Annotated in this window: 1 protein-coding gene; it reads left to right on the top strand. The window is 71.0% G+C overall.

Annotated elements, in window-relative coordinates; genetic code table 11:
* Window positions 1–163: 163 nt before the first annotated feature.
* Window positions 164–18,573, top strand: an 18,410-nt coding sequence (locus ACIQRL_RS27395; protein WP_401336490.1) for a type I polyketide synthase, incomplete at its 3' end; no start/stop codon positions are given.

The following is an 18,573-nucleotide window of genomic DNA, read 5'->3' as shown; positions in this document are numbered from 1 at the left end:
AGGTCCGGCGATTCGGTGATGGAATTGGATTACCATCCACTTGCAATTGCCAGCCTTCTCGGCGCATCCTGATACAGTCGCGCATTCCGAGTCAAGGCGCTGCTCAGAGGCTCGGAATAGGGGTCGGTAGGGGCTTGTTAGGGGTTTCTCGACCTCCTGCCGCGTGTCAGAGTTACCCCGGTCTTGCATTTTTTATTCGGGGGTAATGGAGCGCGCCATGTGGAATGAGTCCCAAGATTTCACGCTCGAAATCAACGGCACCTCCGAAACCGGCGCGACGCCGGCGGAAAGTCCCGAGGGCATCCCCTGGGCGCAGCGTCTGACCGGCCTGACGCCCGACGAACAGCACGCACTGCTGCTGGAGTGGGTCGCCGCCATGGCCTCCGCCGCCCTCAAGGACCAGGCCCCCGACACACTCGACCCCGAACGGCCCTTCATGGAGCTCGGGTTCGACTCCCTGGCCGCCGTCGACCTGCACTCCCGACTCGTCGCCGGCACCGGTCTGAGCCTGCCGGTCACCCTCGCCTTCGACCACCCCACCCCCGCCCACCTCACCCGCCACCTGCGCGCCCGACTCCTCGGCCTCACCGAGGACATCGCTCCCGTGGCCGCCGCGACCAGCAGCGACGAACCCATCGCCATCGTCGGCATCGGCTGCCGCTTCCCCGGCGGCGTCCACTCGCCCGAGGCGCTCTGGGACCTCGTCGCCGCCGGCACCGACGCCGTCACCCCCTTCCCCGCCGACCGCGGCTGGGACCTCGACGCGCTCTACGACCCCGACCCGGACACCCCCGGCACCAGCTACGCCCGCCAGGGCGGCTTCCTGCACGACGCCGACGAGTTCGACGCCGACTTCTTCGGCATCTCGCCGCGCGAGGCCCTCGCCATGGACCCCCAGCAGCGACTGCTCCTCGAGACGTCCTGGGAGGCCTTCGAACGCCTCGGCGTCGACCCCGCCGCACTGCGCGGCGGCCAGGTCGGCGTGTTCGTCGGCGCCGAAACCCAGGAGTACGGCCCTCGACTCCTCGACGCCACCGACGGATTCGAGGGCTACCTCGTCACCGGCAACGCCGCCAGCGTCGCCTCCGGCCGCATCGCCTACACCTTCGGCTTCGAGGGTCCCACCGTCACCGTCGACACCGCCTGCTCCTCCTCGCTGGCCGCCCTCCACCTCGCCGCGCAGGCACTGCGCGCCGGAGAGTGCTCCCTCGCCCTCGCGGGCGGCGTCGCGGTCATGGCGAGCCCCGGCTCCTTCGTCTCCTTCAGCCGGCAGCGCGGCCTCGCCCCCGACGGGCGCTGCAAGCCGTTCGCCGACGCCGCCGACGGCACGGGCTGGGGCGAGGGCGCGGGCATGCTGCTCGTCGAGCGCCTCTCCGACGCCCGTCGCAACGGCCACCAGGTCCTCGCCGTCGTGCGCGGCACCGCGCTGAACCAGGACGGCGCCTCCAACGGCCTGACCGCCCCCAGCGGCCCCGCCCAGCAGCGCGTCATCCGCCAGGCCCTCGCCAACGCCGGCCTCACGGCCGCCGAGGTGGACGTCGTCGAGGCCCACGGCACCGGCACCAGGCTCGGCGACCCCATCGAGGCCCAGGCCCTGCTCGCCACGTACGGCCGTGAGCACACCGGCGAACTGCCCCTCTACCTCGGCTCCCTGAAGTCGAACATCGGCCACACCCAGTCGGCCGCCGGTGTCGCGGGCATCATCAAGATGGTCATGGCGATGCGCCACGGCGTGCTGCCCCGCACCCTGCACGTCGACGCGCCCACCTCGCACGTCGACTGGAGCACCGGCGCCGTCAGCCTGCTCACCGAGGACGTGGCCTGGCCGGAGACCGGCCGTCCGCGCCGCGCCGGCGTCTCCTCCTTCGGCATGAGCGGCACCAACGCGCACGCCGTCATCGAGGAGCCGGCCGCCGAGGACCGCACCGGTGCCCGTACCGACGGGCCGACCGGTCCCGACGCCTGCGCCGACGAGCCGACCAGTCCCGGTGCCCGTACCGACGAGCCGACCGGTCCCGACTCCGGGATCATCGACGGGGAGCAGGCCGGACCGCTGGCCTGGGTGCTGTCCGCCAAGACCCCCGAGGCGCTGCGCGGCCAGGCCCGCACCCTCGCCGCTCGCCTGGCCACCGACCCGGAGGCGGCCGCCGCCGACATCGGCCACTCCCTCGTCACCACCCGGGGCCGCTTCGAGCACCGTGCCGTCGTCCTCGGTGAGGACCGCGAGCGACTGCTCGCCGGACTGCACGCCCTCGCCGACGGCGCCGAGGCCCCCGGCCTCGTCCAGGACCCGCCCGCCACCGGCCGACTCGCCTTCCTCTTCACCGGCCAGGGCAGCCAACGTCTCGGAATGGGAAGGGAGTTGTACGACACCTACGCGGTGTTCGCCGACGCCCTGGACGACGCCTGCTGGTACCTGGACGAGCAACTCGACGTGCCCCTGCTGGACGTGCTGTTCGCCGAGGCCGGCACCCCCGAGGCCGCCCTCCTCGACCGCACCGCGTACACCCAGCCCGCGCTGTTCGCCGTGGAAGTGGCGCTGTTCCGCCTGCTGGAGTCGTGGGGCGTGAAGCCCGACCTCGTCGCCGGTCACTCGATCGGTGAGATCGCGGCGGCGCATGTGGCCGGGGTGTTCTCGCTGGAGGACGCCTGCACACTCGTCGCGGCGCGGGGCCGGCTCATGCAGGCGCTGCCCGAGGGCGGGGTCATGATCGCGCTCCAGGCGACGGAGGACGAGGTCGCTCCGCTGCTGACCGCGGGCATCGGGATCGCCGCCGTCAACGGGCCGCGGTCGGTCGTCATCGCGGGCGACGCGGACGAGGCCGAGACACTCGCCGGATCGTTCCCCGACCGTAAGTCCAAGCGGCTCACGGTCAGTCACGCCTTCCACTCGCCGCACATGGACGGCATGCTCGGCGAGTTCCGGCGGATCGCCCAGGTCGTCGGCTACGCGCGTCCCACCCTGCCCGTCGTCTCCCTCCTCACCGGCACCGTCGCCGGTGCCGAGCTGACCGACCCCGAACACTGGGTCCGCCACGTCCGCGAGTCCGTCCGGTTCCTCGACGGTGTGCGCACCCTCCACGAGCGCGGTGCCCGCACCTTCCTGGAGCTCGGCCCCGACCCGGTCCTCACCGCCCTCGCCCAGGAGTGCGTCGACCCCGAGGGCAGCGCCTTCGCGCCCGCCCTGCGCGCGGGCCGACCCGAGGCCGAGGGACTGCTCACCGCCGTCGCCCGCGCCCACGTCCGGGGCGCCGGGACGGACTGGTCCACCCTCTTCGCCGGCACCGGCGCCCGCCGCGTCGACCTGCCCACGTACGCCTTCCAGCGGCAGCGCTACTGGATGGACGCGACCGGTCCGGTGGCCAGGACCCTCGCCGCCGCCGGCTCCGACCCGGCCGACCACGTCTTCTGGGACGCCGTCGAGAACGAGGACGTCGCCGGTCTCGCCGCCGCCCTCGACCTCGACGCGTCCGACGAGCAGTCCCTCGGCGAACTCGTCCCCGCACTGGCGGCCTGGCGCCGCCGCCGCGCACTCCAGTCGGCCGTCGACTCCTGGCGTTACCGCATCACTTGGAAACCCTTGACGGGCGTCTCCTCGGGTGCTGGTGCTGGTGCTGGTGGCGGGTTGAGTGGTACGTGGCTGGTGGTGTCGGCTGATCCGATCGGTTCGGCCGATGTGGTGGCGGCGTTGTCGGGTGCTGGTGCTGGTGCTGGTGCTGGTGCTGGTGCGGGTGCGCTGGTTCGTTCGCTCGTCGTCCCTGGGGGATCGGATCGGGTGGCGGTTGCCGAACTGCTCGTGGATGCCGGTGAATTGGCCGGTGTCGTCTCGTTGTTGGGTGTGGTGGACACCGCCGTTCTGGTGCAGGCGTTGGGTGATGCCGGCGTTGCGGCCCCCCTGTGGGCGGTGACGCGGGGTGCGGTTTCGGTGGGTCGTTCCGATCGGCTGGTGGACCCGGTTGCCGCTGAGGTGTGGGGGCTGGGGCGGGTCGTTGCTCTGGAGCATCCGGATCGTTGGGGTGGTCTGGTCGACATTCCGGCGGAGTTGGACGAGCGGGCTGGTGCGCGTCTGGTGGGTGTGCTGGCTGGTGTGGATCCGGGCGAGGATCAGGTCGCGGTGCGCGGCTCGGGTGTGTTCGGGCGTCGTCTGGTGCGTGCTCCGCAGGGTGGGGGTGTGGTGCCGTGGACTGCCTCGGGGACGGTGTTGGTCACCGGTGGTACGGGTGCGCTGGGTGGGCGGGTTGCTCGTTGGCTGGCGGGTGCGGGGGCCTCGCGGCTGGTGCTGACCAGCCGTCGTGGCATGGATGCTCCGGGCGCGGCCGAACTCGCCGCGGAGTTGGCCGACTTGGGTGTCGAGGTGTCCGTGGTGGCGTGCGATGCCGCCGACCGGGACGTGCTGCGGGAGCTGTTGGCGGCTGAGGCGGAGGGGCTTACGGCGGTCGTGCATACGGCCGGTGTTCTCGACGACGGGGTGCTGGACTCCCTGACTGCCGAGCGATTCATGTCGGTGCTGCGGGCCAAGGCGGACTCGGCCCGTAATCTGCACGAGCTGACGAGTGAACTCGGTATCGAGCTCGATGCGTTCGTCCTCTTCGCCTCGGTCACCGGCGTGGTCGGTGCGGCGGGTCAGGCTAACTACGCCGCCGCCAACGCGTACTTGGACGCACTCGCCGAGCAGCGTCGTGCCGACGGTCTGGCCGCGACCTCGCTCGCCTGGGGCCCGTGGGCCGAGGGTGGCATGGCCGCCGACCAGGCGCTGGAAGCGCGCCTGCGGCGCGAGGGCATGCCCCCGATGGCGCCCGCCACCGCCCTGGCCGCCCTGGCGCACGCCGTGGGCACGTCCGACGTCGCGGTCACCGTCGCGGACATCGACTGGGAGCGGCTCCCGGCCGTCCTGGCCGGGGTCCGGGCCAACCCGCTGATCGGCGACTTCGTCGCGACCACGCGGGACACTCCGGCCGCCTCCGGCCGCGGCTCGGTGGTCACCGGCGCCGACGTCGCCGCCACCCTGGGACCGCTCGCCGGACTGAGCCGGACCGAGCAGGAGAAGGCACTGCTCGCTCTGGTCCGTACGCATGTGGCCGCGGTGCTCGGACACGGCGGCACGGACGCCGTCTCGGCCGAACGCGCCTTCAAGGAACTCGGCTTCGACTCGCTGACCGCCGTCGAGCTGCGCAACCGGCTCGGTGCCGTCACCGGAGTGCCGCTGCCCGCCACGCTCGTCTACGACTACCCGACCTCGGCCGCCCTGACGGCGTACCTGCTCGACGAACTCGGTGGTACGCCGCAGGAGTCGGAGGCCGCCGCGGCCGTCACGAGGGGAGTCGACGACGACCCGATCGCCATCGTCGCGATGGGCTGCCGCTTCCCCGGCGGCGTCACCTCCCCCGAGGAGCTGTGGCGGCTGCTCGGCGAAGGCACCGATGCCGTCGCCGACTTCCCGACCGACCGCGGTTGGGACCTGGCCGGGCTCTTCGACGCCGACCCCGACCGGCCGGGCACCTCGTACACCCGGCGGGGCGGATTCCTCTACGACGCACCCGAGTTCGACGCCGACCTCTTCGGTATCTCGCCGCGCGAGGCGCTCGCGATGGACCCGCAGCAGCGGTTGCTGCTGGAGACCTCCTGGGAGACTTTCGAGCGCGCGGGCATCGACCCGACCTCGCTGCGCGGCAGCCGGGCCGGTGTCTTCGTCGGCACCAACGGTCAGGACTACCTCTCGCTCGTCGCCCGTGAGGCCGACGGCCTGGAGGGCCACGTCGGCACCGGCAACGCCGCGAGCGTCGTCTCCGGCCGGCTCTCGTACGTCTTCGGCCTGGAGGGTCCGGCGGTCACCGTCGACACGGCCTGCTCCTCCTCCCTGGTCGCGCTGCACCTCGCCGTGCAGGCGCTGCGCAACGGCGAGTGCGACATGGCACTCGCCGGCGGCGTCACCGTGATGTCGACGCCGGACGCCTTCGTGGACTTCAGCCGCCAGCGCGGCCTCGCCGAGGACGGCCGCATCAAGGCCTTCGCGGCGGCCGCCGACGGCACCGGCTGGGGCGAGGGCCTCGGCATGCTGCTCGTCGAGCGCCTCTCCGACGCCCGGGCCAAGGGCCACCAGGTCCTCGCCCTCGTGCGCGGCTCCGCCATCAACCAGGACGGCGCCTCCAACGGGCTGACCGCTCCCAATGGTCCGTCCCAACAGCGCGTCATCCGCGCCGCGTTGGCCAGCGGTGGCCTCACCCCGGCCGACGTGGACGCCGTCGAGGCGCATGGCACGGGGACCCGGCTGGGTGATCCCATCGAGGCCCAGGCGCTGTTGGCGACCTACGGGAAGGGCCGTCCCGACGGGCTGCCGTTGCACCTGGGGTCGATCAAGTCGAACATCGGGCACACGCAGGCCGCGGCCGGTGTCGCGGGCATCATCAAGATGGTCCTCGCCATGCAGCACGGGGTGCTGCCGCCCACCCTGCATGTGGACGAGCCGACCCCGCACGTCGACTGGACGGCCGGGGACATCTCCCTGCTGACCGAGACCGTCGCATGGCCGGAGACCGGGCGTCCGCGCCGCGCCGGCGTCTCCTCCTTCGGCCTGAGCGGCACGAACGCCCACACCATCCTGGAACAGGCACCGGCCGCGGGGGCGGGGGCGCTCACCGCCGAGTCCGGTGAACCGGCCGGGACCGGGACGCAGACCGAATCCGGGACCGGGACGGGGGCGGGGGCGGAGACCGATGCAGGCAATGCCGCCGCGAACGCGTTCCCACCCGTACTGCCGTATGTGCTGGCCGCCCGTACCCAGGCGGGGCTGCGCGCCCAGGCCGGTCGCCTGGCGGACCGGTTGGCGCAGGACCCGGTCCCGCGCCCGGGCGATGTCGCCCACTCCTTGGCGGCTGGGCGCGCGGCGCTGGACGAGCGGGCCGTGCTGGTGGCCGGCTCCTCGGACCTCGACGGGCTCGTGGCGGGGCTGCGCGCGCTGGCCGCCGGAGAGCAGGTTCCCGGCCTGGTCCAAGACACCGTCGGCGGGGGCGGGCTCGCGTTCCTGTTCACGGGGCAGGGGAGTCAGCGGCTGGGTATGGGGCGGGAGTTGTATGCCGCGTATCCGGTGTTCGCCGATGCCTTCGACGCGGTGTGTGCCCACCTGGACACGGAGCTGGAACTCCCGTTGCGGGAGGTGGTGTTCGGGGATGACGCCGAGCTGCTGAACCGTACGGAGTTCGCGCAGCCGGCGCTGTTCGCGGTCGAGGTCGCCCTTTTCCGGTTGTTCGAGTCGTGGGGTGTGCGGCCGGACTTCGTGTCCGGTCATTCGGTCGGTGAGATCGCGGCCGCGCATGTGGCGGGGGTGTTCTCGCTGGAGGCCGCGTGCCGGCTGGTGTCGGCGCGGGGTCGGTTGATGCAGGCGTTGCCGGAGGGCGGCGTGATGATCGCCCTCCAGGCCACCGAGGACGAGGTCGTTCCGCTGCTGTCGGAGCGGGTGAGCATCGCGGCGATCAACGGGCCGCGGTCCGTGGTGATCGCGGGTGATGCCGACGAGGCGGAGCGAATCGCCGGTTCGTTCAGTGACCGCAGGTCGAAGCGGCTGAGCGTGAGTCACGCGTTCCACTCGCCGCACATGGACGGCATGCTGGACGCCTTCCGCGCAGTGGTGGAGACCCTGACATACGAGCTGCCGAAGATATCGGTGATCTCGAATGTGAGCGGTGCTCTCGTTTCGGAGCAGTTGACGCAGCCGGAGTTCTGGGTGCGGCATGTCCGTGAGGCGGTCCGCTTCGCCGACGGTATCCGCGCGCTCGAAGCCGCCGGTGTCACCACGTATGTCGAGCTGGGTCCGGACGGGGTTCTCTCGACCATGGGCCAGGAATGTGTCGAGGAGGGGAACGCTGTCTTCGTTCCCGTTCTTCGCGGCGGTCGTGATGAGGCGGACACGCTCACCACCGCTCTCGCTCGGGCTCACGCGCACGGCGTGGGCGTCGACTGGAGCGGTTATTTCGCGGGGACGGGTGCGCGGCGTGTGGACCTGCCGACGTACGCCTTCCAGCGCTCGCGCTACTGGCCCAGCGGGGCCGGGCTCGCGGCCGGGGACCCGGCCGCGATCGGGCTCGGCGCGGCCGGGCACCCGCTGTTCGGAGCGGCCGTCGCGCTCGCCGACTCCGAGGGCGTGCTCCTGACCGGACGGCTGGCCCTGGACTCGCATCCGTGGATCGGTGACCACGTGATTCACGGCAGCGTGTTGTTGCCGGGGACGGCGTTCGTGGACCTGGCGGTCCGTGCGGGTGATCAGGTGGGGTGTGACACGGTTGAGGAGTTGATGCTGGAGGCTCCGCTCGTGTTGCCCGAGCGTGGTGGGGTGCAGCTTCAGCTTGTGGTGGAGGCTCCCGACGGAGCGGGTCGGCGTTCGTTCAGTGTGCACTCGCGTCGCCAGGACGCGCTCGCGGAGGAGCCGTGGACGCGGCACGCCTCCGGTGCGCTGCTCGCGGGCGCCCGCTCTGAGACCCTGGACTCGGCCGAGCTCGCGATCTGGCCCCCGGCCGGTGCGGTACCGGTGGATGTGCGGGACCTGTACGCCGATCTGGTCGTCGAAGGGCTCGCGTACGGTCCGCTGTTCCAGGGGTTGACGGCTGCGTGGCGGCGTGGCGGTGAGTTGTTCACTGAGGTGTCGCTGCCTGAGGCCGGTCGGCGTGAGGCGGCGCGGTTCGGGGTGCATCCCGCGCTGCTGGACGCCGGCCTGCACGCCATCGGATACGGCGAGTCCGGGGACGCTTCCGCCGGTGCTCTGCTGCCGTTCGCCTGGTCGGGTGTCACGCTGCACGCGGCGGGCGCCAGCGGGCTGCGCATGCGACTCACCCCGCACGCCCTCGGAGACGCGCACACCTTCGCCCTGCTGGTGGCGGACGAGAGCGGTCGACCGGTCGCGACGGTCGATGCGCTCACTCTGCGTGCGGCTTCGGCTGAGCAGGTCCGGGCGGCTGATGGTGGTCATCTGGAGTCGTTGTTCCGGGTGGAGTGGGTCCCGGTGCCGGTGCCGGTGTCGGTGCCGGATGTGGCGGGTTCGGGGGGTGTTGAGGGGCGGCGTTGGGCTGTTCTGGGTCGGGACGTGCACGGGCTGGCGGCTTGCGGGGCTCGGGTGACCGAGTACCCGGACGTCGCCGCGCTCTCCGCCGCTCTCTCCGCGGCGGCGGGGGAGGGCGAACCGCTGCCGGACGCCGTGTTCGTCTCCACGGTGGTGTCGGACGAATCCGACGTGCCGGTTGCCGTGCATGGTGCGGTGACGGACGCGCTGGCCACTCTCCAGGCATGGTTCGCCGACGAACTCCTCACCGGGGTACCGCTGGTGTGGCTCACGGCTGGTGCTGTGGCGATCGGGTCCGGTGCAAGTGCCGTTGACCCGGTGGGTGGTGCGGTGCGTGGGTTGGTGCGTTCGGTGCAGTCGGAGAATCCGGGTCAGGTGGTGATGGTCGATCTGGATGGTCGGGTCGGGTCGCTGCCGGTGCTTTCTGCCGCGTTGGGGGTGGGGGAGCCTGAACTCGCTGTGCGTGAGGGGGTGGTGAGTGTTCCGAGGCTTGCTCGTGTGTCGGCGGGTGAGTGTGGGGGCGGGGTGTCGGGGCTGCTGGGTGAGGTTCCCGGGACGGTGTTGGTGACCGGTGCGACGGGGATGCTGGGCCGGCTTTTCGCTCGTCATCTGGTGGTCGAGCACGGTGCGCGCAGGCTGCTGTTGCTGAGTCGGCGTGGTGGTGATGCGGCGGGTGCTGCGGAACTGCTGGTCGAGTTGGGTGGGTTGGGTGCCGAGGCGGAGTTGGTTGCCTGTGACGTCGGTGACCGTGACGCGCTTGCCTCGGTGTTGGCTTCGGTGCCGGCTGAGTATCCGCTGTCTGCGGTGGTGCACACGGCGGGTGTTCTTGATGACGGTGTGCTGTCGTCGTTGACGCCGGAGCGGGTTGCTGCGGTGTTGCGGCCGAAGGTCGATGGTGCCTGGTATTTGCACGAGTTGACGCGGGATCTGGGTCTGTCGGCGTTCGTGGTCTTCTCGGGTGCGGCCGCGGCGTTCGGTGCGGCGGGTCAGGGCAGTTACGCGGCGGCCAATGCGTTTTTGGAGGTGCTTGCCGAACGGCGTCGGGCCGAGGGGTTGGTGGCGTCGGCGCTCGCGTGGGGTCTGTGGGCTGGGCAGGACGGTGGTATGGCGGAGCGGCTCGACGAGGTCGATCTGCGGCGCATGGCCCGTGACGGGGTGGGCGCGTTGTCCGGGGCGGAGGGTCTGGAGCTGTTCGACACGGCGATGACGGTGGACGCGCCGGTGTTGCTGCCGATGCGGTTGGATCTCGGGGCGCTGCGCGCCCGGGCCGGGTCCGGCGCTGCGACGGCGGGTTTGCTGCGCAGTCTGGTGCGGGTTCCCTCCCGCCGTCGCGCCGAGCAGCGAACCGCTGGGCAGGGCGGTTCTCCGCTGGTGGTCCGGCTGGCCGCGATGCCGGCGGGTGAACGTGCGGTGTTTGTGCTGGAGTTGGTGCGGGGTCGTGTCGCTTCGGTGCTTGGGCATGTGGGTGCTGGGGCGGTGGATGCCGAGCGTGCTTTCAAGGAGTTGGGGTTCGACTCGCTGACGGCGGTGGAGCTGCGCAATGTCCTGAAGCAGGAGACGGGTCTGCGGCTGTCGCCGACTCTGGTGTTCGACTATCCGACCCCTGGCGCCCTCGCCCGGCACCTGCTCGCCGAGCTCGGTGGCCTCGACACCGCCGACGCCGGTCGCGCGGTCGCGCGGACCGTGTCGGCCGGGCTGGACGATGATCCGGTCGTGATCGTGGGTATGGGCTGCCGCTTTCCGGGCGGTGTCAGCTCGCCGGAGGATCTGTGGCGGCTCGTCGCCGCCGGTGGTGACGGCATTACGACCTTCCCCGTCGATCGTGGCTGGGACATCGACTCGCTTTATCACCCGGATCCGGACCACACCGGTACTTCGTATACGCGTGAGGGTGGTTTCCTGCACGACGCCGCCGAGTTCGACGCGGAGTTCTTCGGGATCTCGCCGCGCGAGGCGCTGGCGATGGATCCGCAGCAGCGGCTGCTGCTGGAGACGTCGTGGGAGGCGTTCGAGCGGGCCGGTATCGACCCGGCCACGCTGCGCGGCAGCCGCACCGGTGTGTTCGCCGGTGTGATGTATCACGACTATGCGATCGGTGACGGCGGCGAACTGCCGGACGGGGTCGAGGGCTACCTCGGCACCGGCACCGCCGGCAGCATCGCCTCCGGCCGCATCTCCTACACCTTCGGTTTGGAGGGCCCGGCCGTCACCGTCGACACGGCCTGTTCTTCGTCGCTGGTCGCCCTGCACCTCGCCGCCCAGGCGCTGCGCAATGGTGAGTGCGACATGGCGCTCGCCGGTGGTGTCGCGGTCATGGCGACGCCGGAAACCTTCGTGGACTTCAGCCGGCAGCGGGGTCTGTCGGTGGACGGCCGGTGCAAGTCGTTCGCGGCGGCTGCCGACGGCACCGGCTGGGGCGAGGGCGCGGGCATGCTGCTCGTCGAGCGCCTCTCCGACGCGCGCCGCAATGGGCATCCGGTGCTCGCGGTCGTCCGTGGTACGGCCGTCAACCAGGACGGTGCCTCCAACGGTCTGACCGCGCCGAACGGGCCCTCGCAGCAGCGCGTCATTCGTGAGGCGCTCGCGAGTGCGGGACTGACCGCCGCCGAGGTGGACGCGGTGGAGGCGCACGGCACGGGCACGCGGCTGGGTGACCCGATCGAGGCGCAGGCGCTGCTGGCGACCTACGGCAAGGACCGTCCCGAGGGGCTGCCGCTGCACCTGGGGTCGATCAAGTCGAACATCGGGCACACGCAGGCCGCGGCCGGTGTCGCGGGCATCATCAAGATGGTCATGGCGATGCGCCACGGCGTGCTGCCCCAGACACTGCACGTCGACGAGCCGTCCCCGCAGGTGGACTGGGAAGCGGGTGACATCGCCCTGCTGACGGAATCGGTCGCGTGGCCCGAGACGGGTCGCCCGCGCCGGGCGGGTGTCTCCTCCTTTGGTATCAGCGGTACCAACGCCCACACTGTCATCGAGCAGGCTCCCGAGGTCCCGTTGGCTTCGGTGTCCGGGGTATCGCGTGTTCTGCCGGTGCTGCCCTGGCTTGTCTCCGGTCGTACGGCCGAGGCGTTGCGTGCGCAGGCTGTTCGGTTGCGCGGTTTCGCCGAAGGTTCGGTCGATGCGCTGGATGTCGGTTACTCGCTTGCCACCGGTCGTGCCGCTCTGGAGCATCGTGCGGTTGTGTTCGGGGTTCCGGGGGATGGGCACGCCGGTCTGACCGGCGGGCTCGCGACGCTGGCTGCTGGTGATGCTTCGGCGGCCTTGGTCCGAGGCGTGGTCGACAGTGGTGCGCTCGCCTTCGTGTTCACGGGGCAGGGGAGTCAGCGGCTTGGTATGGGGCGTGAGCTGTACGCCGTGTATCCGGTGTTCGCGGCGGCGCTGGACGCGGTGGCGGAGCGGATGGATCTCGAACTCCCGCTGAAGGATGTGCTGTTCGGGGACGATGCGGAGCTGCTGAACCGTACGGAGTTCGCGCAGCCGGCATTGTTCGCCGTCGAGGTCGCCCTTTTCCGGTTGTTCGAGTCGTGGGGTGTGAAGCCCGACTACGTGTCCGGGCACTCGATCGGTGAGATCGCGGCCGCGCACGTGGCCGGGGTGCTGAGCCTCGCCGATGCCTGCAAGCTCGTGTCGGCCCGTGGTCGGCTGATGCAGGCGCTGCCGGAGGGCGGCGTGATGATCGCCCTTCAGGCCACCGAGGACGAGGTCGTTCCGCTGCTGTCGGAGCGGGTGAGTATCGCGGCGATCAACGGGCCGCGGTCCGTGGTGATCGCGGGTGACGCGGAGGAGGCCGAGCGGATCGCCGGTTCGTTCTCCGACCGCAAGTCCAGGCGGCTGAGCGTGAGTCACGCGTTCCACTCGCCGCACATGGACGGCATGCTGGACGCGTTCCGTGCCGTGGCGGAGGGGTTGACGTACGAGCTGCCGCGCATACCGGTGATCTCGAATGTGAGCGGTGCTCTCGCTTCGGAGCAGTTGACGCGGCCCGAGTTCTGGGTGCGTCACGTCCGGGAGGCCGTCCGTTTCGCCGATGGTGTCCGCGCGCTCGAAGCCGCCGGTGTCACCACGTATGTCGAGCTGGGTCCGGACGGTGTGCTTTCCGCCATGGGCCAGGAGTGTGTCGAGGACATCGACTCGGCTGTGTTCGTTCCCGCTCTGCGGGGCGGGCGTGACGAGGCCGAGACTGCTGTCGCGGCTCTCGCCCAGGCTTACGTTCGCGGCGCGCCCGTGGACTGGTCCGCCTTCTTCGCCGGTACGGGCGGCGGAGCCTCGTCGCTGGTGGCCGACCTGCCGACGTACGCCTTCCAGCGTTCGAGGTACTGGCTGGACCTGGCGGGTGTCGCACGTGTGGCGGGCGACGGGGCGGATGACGGTTTCTGGGACGCGGTGGAGGAGGCGGACTGGGACTCCCTGACCGCCGAACTGGACGTGGCCGACGACGCCACCGTCAACGAGCTCTTGCCTGCCCTTTCTGCTTGGCGCAAGCGCCGCAAGACCGAGTCGGAGGTGGATGGTTGGCGTTACCGCATCACCTGGAAACCGTTGACGGGCGTCTCCTCGGGTGCCGGTGCTGGTGCCGGTGCCGGTGCTGGTGCTGGCGGCGGGTTGAGTGGTACGTGGCTGGTGGTGTCGGCTGATCCGATCGGTTCGGCCGATGTGGTGGCGGCGTTGTCGGGTGCGGGTGCGCTGGTTCGTTCGCTCGTTGTCCCTGGGGGATCGGAGCGGGTAGCGGTTGCTGAACTGCTCCCCGAGACAGATGAGTTGACGGGTGTCGTCTCTCTCCTTGGCGTGGTGGACACTGCCGTTCTGGTGCAGGCGTTGGGTGACGCCGGCGTTGCGGCCCCCCTGTGGGCGGTGACGCGGGGTGCGGTTTCGGTGGGTCGTTCCGACCGTCTTGCCGACCCGGTTGCCGCTGAGGTGTGGGGGCTGGGGCGGGTCGTTGCTCTGGAGCATCCGGATCGTTGGGGTGGTCTGGTCGACATTCCGGCGGAGTTGGACGAGCGGGCTGGTGCGCGTCTGGTGGGTGTGCTGGCTGGTGCGGATCCGGGCGAGGATCAGGTCGCGGTGCGCGGCTCGGGTGTGTTCGGGCGTCGTCTGGTGCGTGCTCCGCAGGGTGAGGGTGTGGTGCCGTGGACTGCCTCGGGGACGGTGTTGGTCACCGGTGGTACGGGTGCGCTGGGTGGGCGGGTTGCTCGTTGGCTGGCGGGTGCGGGGGCCTCGCGGCTGGTGCTGACCAGCCGTCGTGGCATGGATGCTCCGGGCGCGGCCGAACTCGCCGCCGAGCTGGCCGACTTGGGTGTGGACGTGTCCGTGGTGGCGTGCGACGCCGCCGACCGGGACGTGCTGCGGGAGCTGTTGGCGGCTGAGGCGGAGGGACTTACGGCCGTCGTGCACGCCGCCGGCGTCCTGGACGACGGGGTGCTGGACTCCCTGACAACCGAGCGATTCACGTCGGTGCTGCGGGCCAAGGCGGACTCGGCCCGTAACCTGCACGAGCTGACGGCCGAACTCGGTATCGAGCTCGATGCGTTCGTGCTGTTCTCCTCCATGAGCGGCACGCTCGGTGCGGCGGGGCAGGCCAACTATGCCGCCGCCAACGCGTACTTGGACGCCCTGGCCGAGCAGCGCCGTGCCGACGGTCTGGCCGCGACCTCGCTCGCCTGGGGCCCGTGGGCCGAGGGCGGCATGGCCGCCGACCAGGCGCTGGAAGCGCGCCTGCGGCGCGACGGTGTGCCGCCGATGGACGCCGACCTCGCCGTAACGGCCCTTCACCGGGCCGTCGGTGGCGGCGAGGCCGCGCTGACGGTGGCGCACATCGCGTGGGACCAGTTCCTCCAGGGCTTCGTCGCGGGGCGTCGCAGTGAGTTGTTCGCCGATCTGTCCGAGGTGCGCGCGGCGCAGGAACAGACGAGTGCCCCCTCCTGGGCGGAGGACCGTTCCGGCACCCTCGCCGGCAGTCTGTCCGCCCTGTCGGCGACTGAGCAGGAGCGGGAGCTGCTGGAGTTGGTCCGTACGCACGTGGCCTCGGTACTCGGTCACGCCGCCACTGACGCGGTGGGTGCGGAACGCGCGTTCAAGGAGCTGGGTTTCGACTCGCTGACCGCAGTCGAGCTGCGCAACCGGCTCGGTGCCGCCACCGGTCTGAAGCTCCCGGCCACCCTGGTCTACGACTACCCGACCGCGGCCTCCCTCGCCGCGTACCTCCGGGGCGAACTGGTCGGCGGCGTCGAGGTGTCCGGCGCGATACTGCCGGCCGTGGCCGTCTCCACCGACGACCCGATCGCGATCGTGGCGATGAGCTGCCGTTTCCCCGGCGGCGTGGTCACCCCCGAGGATCTGTGGCGGCTCCTGGTCGAAGGCCGGGACGCCGTCTCGATGTTCCCCACCGACCGCGGCTGGGACCTCGACCGGATCTACAGCCCGGACCCCGAGCGGTCCGGAACCTCGTACACACGTGAGGGCGGCTTTCTCGACGGCGTCGCAGACTTCGACGCCGAGTTCTTCGGTATCTCGCCGCGCGAGGCGCTCGCGATGGACCCGCAGCAGCGGTTGCTGCTGGAGACCTCCTGGGAGACTTTCGAGCGAGCCGGCATCGACGTGGCCGCGCTACGCGGCAGCCGTACCGGTGTCTTCGTCGGCACCAACGGCGGCGACTATCTCGCCCTGGTCGCCCGCGAAGCCGAAGGCGTGGACGGGCACTTGGGCACCGGCAACGCAGGCAGCGTGATGTCCGGCCGTGTCTCCTACGTGCTGGGTCTGGAGGGTCCGGCCGTCACCGTCGACACCGCCTGCTCCTCCTCTCTGGTCGCGCTGCACTGGGCGATCCAGGCGCTGCGCAACGGCGAGTGCGAGATGGCGCTGGCCGGTGGTGCGACCGTGATGTCCACCCCGGAGAACTTCATCGACTTCAGCCGTCAGCGTGGGTTGGCCGAGGACGGTCGGATCAAGGCGTTCGCGGGGGCTGCGGACGGTACGGGCTGGGGCGAGGGTGTCGGCATGCTGCTCGTGGAGCGGTTGTCCGACGCGCGGCGTAACGGTCATCCCGTGCTGGCCCTCGTCCGTGGGTCCGCTGTCAACCAGGACGGCGCGTCCAACGGGCTGACCGCTCCCAATGGTCCGTCCCAACAGCGTGTCATCCGCGCCGCGTTGGCGAGCGCTGGATTGTCCGTCGGTGAGGTGGACGCCGTCGAGGCGCACGGTACGGGTACGCGGTTGGGTGACCCGATCGAGGCGCAGGCGCTGCTGGCGACGTACGGGAAGGACCGGCCCGAGGGCCGGCCGCTGCTGCTCGGTTCGGTGAAGTCGAACATCGGGCACACCCAGGCCGCCGCGGGCGTGGTCGGCATCATGAAGATGGTGCTGGCCATGCAGCACGGGGTGCTGCCGCCCACTCTGCATGTGGACGAGCCGACCCCGCACGTCGACTGGTCGGCCGGGGACGTTTCGCTGTTGACCGAGTCGGTGGCGTGGCCGGAGACGGGTCGTCCGCGTCGTGCGGGTATCTCTTCCTTCGGTATCAGCGGGACGAACGCGCACACGATCGTGGAGCAGGCGCCGCAGCAGGCCCCGGAGACGGTGGCCGAGGCGGGGGCGCCGGTGTCGCAGCAGCCTGCGCGCCCGGTGCCGTATGTGCTGTCGGCGAAGGGCGTGGAGGCGCTGCGCGGCCAGGCGGCAGCGCTGCATGACCATCTCGGCGAGCGGGCGGACGCAGACCTGAACGACCTGGCCTTTTCGCTGGCGGTCGGGCGTTCGGCCTTTGAGCGTCGTGCGGTTGTGGTGGCCGGTGACCGGGACGGGTTGCTGGCCGGTCTGGCCGGTCTGGCGCAGGACTCGGGTGCGCCGGGGGTGGTGACGGGTTCGCCGCTGTCGGGGAAGACCGCGTTCCTGTTCACGGGGCAGGGGAGTCAGCGGCTGGGTATGGGGCGTGAGTTGTATGCCGCGTATCCGGGGTTCGCCGATGCCTTCGACGCGGTGTGTGCCCACCTGGACACGGAGCTGGAACTCCCGTTGCGGGAGGCGGTGTTCGGGGATGACGCCGAACTGCTGAACCGTACGGCCTGCACGCAGCCGGCGCTGTTCGCGGTCGAGGTCGCCCTCTTCCGGCTGTTCGAGTCGTGGGGTGTGCGGCCGGACTTCGTGTCCGGTCATTCGGTCGGTGAGATCGCGGCCGCGCATGTGGCGGGGGTGTTCTCGCTGGAGGATGCGTGTCGGCTGGTGTCGGCGCGGGGTCGGTTGATGCAGGCGTTGCCGGAGGGCGGCGTGATGATCGCGCTCCAGGCGACGGAGGACGAGGTCACGTCGCTGCTCGGCGAGCGCGTGAGCATCGCGGCGATCAACGGGCCGCGGTCCGTGGTGATCGCGGGTGACGCGGAGGAGGCGGAGAGGGTTGCGGGTTCGTTCTCCGACCGCAGGTCCAAGCGCCTCACGGTGAGTCACGCGTTCCACTCGCCACACATGGACGGGATGCTGGACGCGTTCCGTGAGGTCGCGGAGAGCATCACCTACGCGGTCCCTCGGATAGCACTGGTCTCGAATGTGAGCGGTGCTCTCGTTTCGGAGCAGTTGACGCAGCCGGAGTTCTGGGTGCGGCACGTTCGTGAGGCGGTCCGTTTCGCCGATGGCATCCGCGCGCTCGAAGCCGCCGGTGTCACCACGTTCGTCGAGCTGGGTCCGGACGGTGTCCTGTCCGCCATGGCGCAGGACTGTGTCGAGAACGCCGATGCTGTTTTCCTTCCCGTCCTTCGTGCCGGTCGCGATGAGGCGGACACGCTCACCACCGCTCTCGCCCGCGCCCACACCCACGGCGTGGGCGTCGACTGGAGCGGTTATTTCGCGGGCACCGGTGCGCGGCGTGTGGACCTGCCGACGTACGCCTTCCAGCGCTCGCGCTACTGGCCGGCCGTGTCTCCGTACCACCTGGGTGACGTCGAGGCGATCGGTCTGGACGACACCGGGCACCCGCTGCTGAGCGCGGGCGTGGCCCTGCCCGAATCCGACGGCATGGTCTTCGCCGGACGCCTCTCGCTCGACTCGCATCCGTGGATCGGTGACCACGTGATTCACGGCAGCGTGTTGTTGCCGGGGACGGCGTTCGTGGACCTGGCGGTCCGTGCGGGTGATCAGGTGGGGTATGACACGGTTGAGGAGTTGATGCTGGAGGCTCCGCTCGTGTTGCCCGAGCGTGGTGGGGTGCAGCTTCAGCTTGTGGTGGAGGCTCCCGACGGTGTGGGTCGGCGTTCGTTCAGTGTGCACTCGCGTCGCCAGGACGCGCTCGCGGAGGAGCCGTGGACGCGGCACGCCTCCGGTGCGCTGCTCGCCGGTGGGGCCCGTACCGAGGTCCCGGAACTGACGGAGTGGCCCCCGGCCGGTGCCGAACCGGTGGACGTAGGCAACCTGTATGCCGACCTGGGGGCCGAAGGACTTGCCTACGGTCCGCTGTTCCAGGGGTTGACGGCTGCGTGGCGGCGTGGCGGTGAGTTGTTCACTGAGGTGTCGCTGCCTGAGGCCGGTCGGCGTGAGGC

Origin of the sequence: Streptomyces sp. NPDC091209, from assembly GCF_044757755.1 — a bacterium.
In the GTDB taxonomy this organism is placed as follows: domain Bacteria; phylum Actinomycetota; class Actinomycetes; order Streptomycetales; family Streptomycetaceae; genus Streptomyces.
The sequence above is the reverse complement of the archived record's forward strand: the minus strand, read 5'-3'. Positions and strand labels throughout refer to the sequence as shown.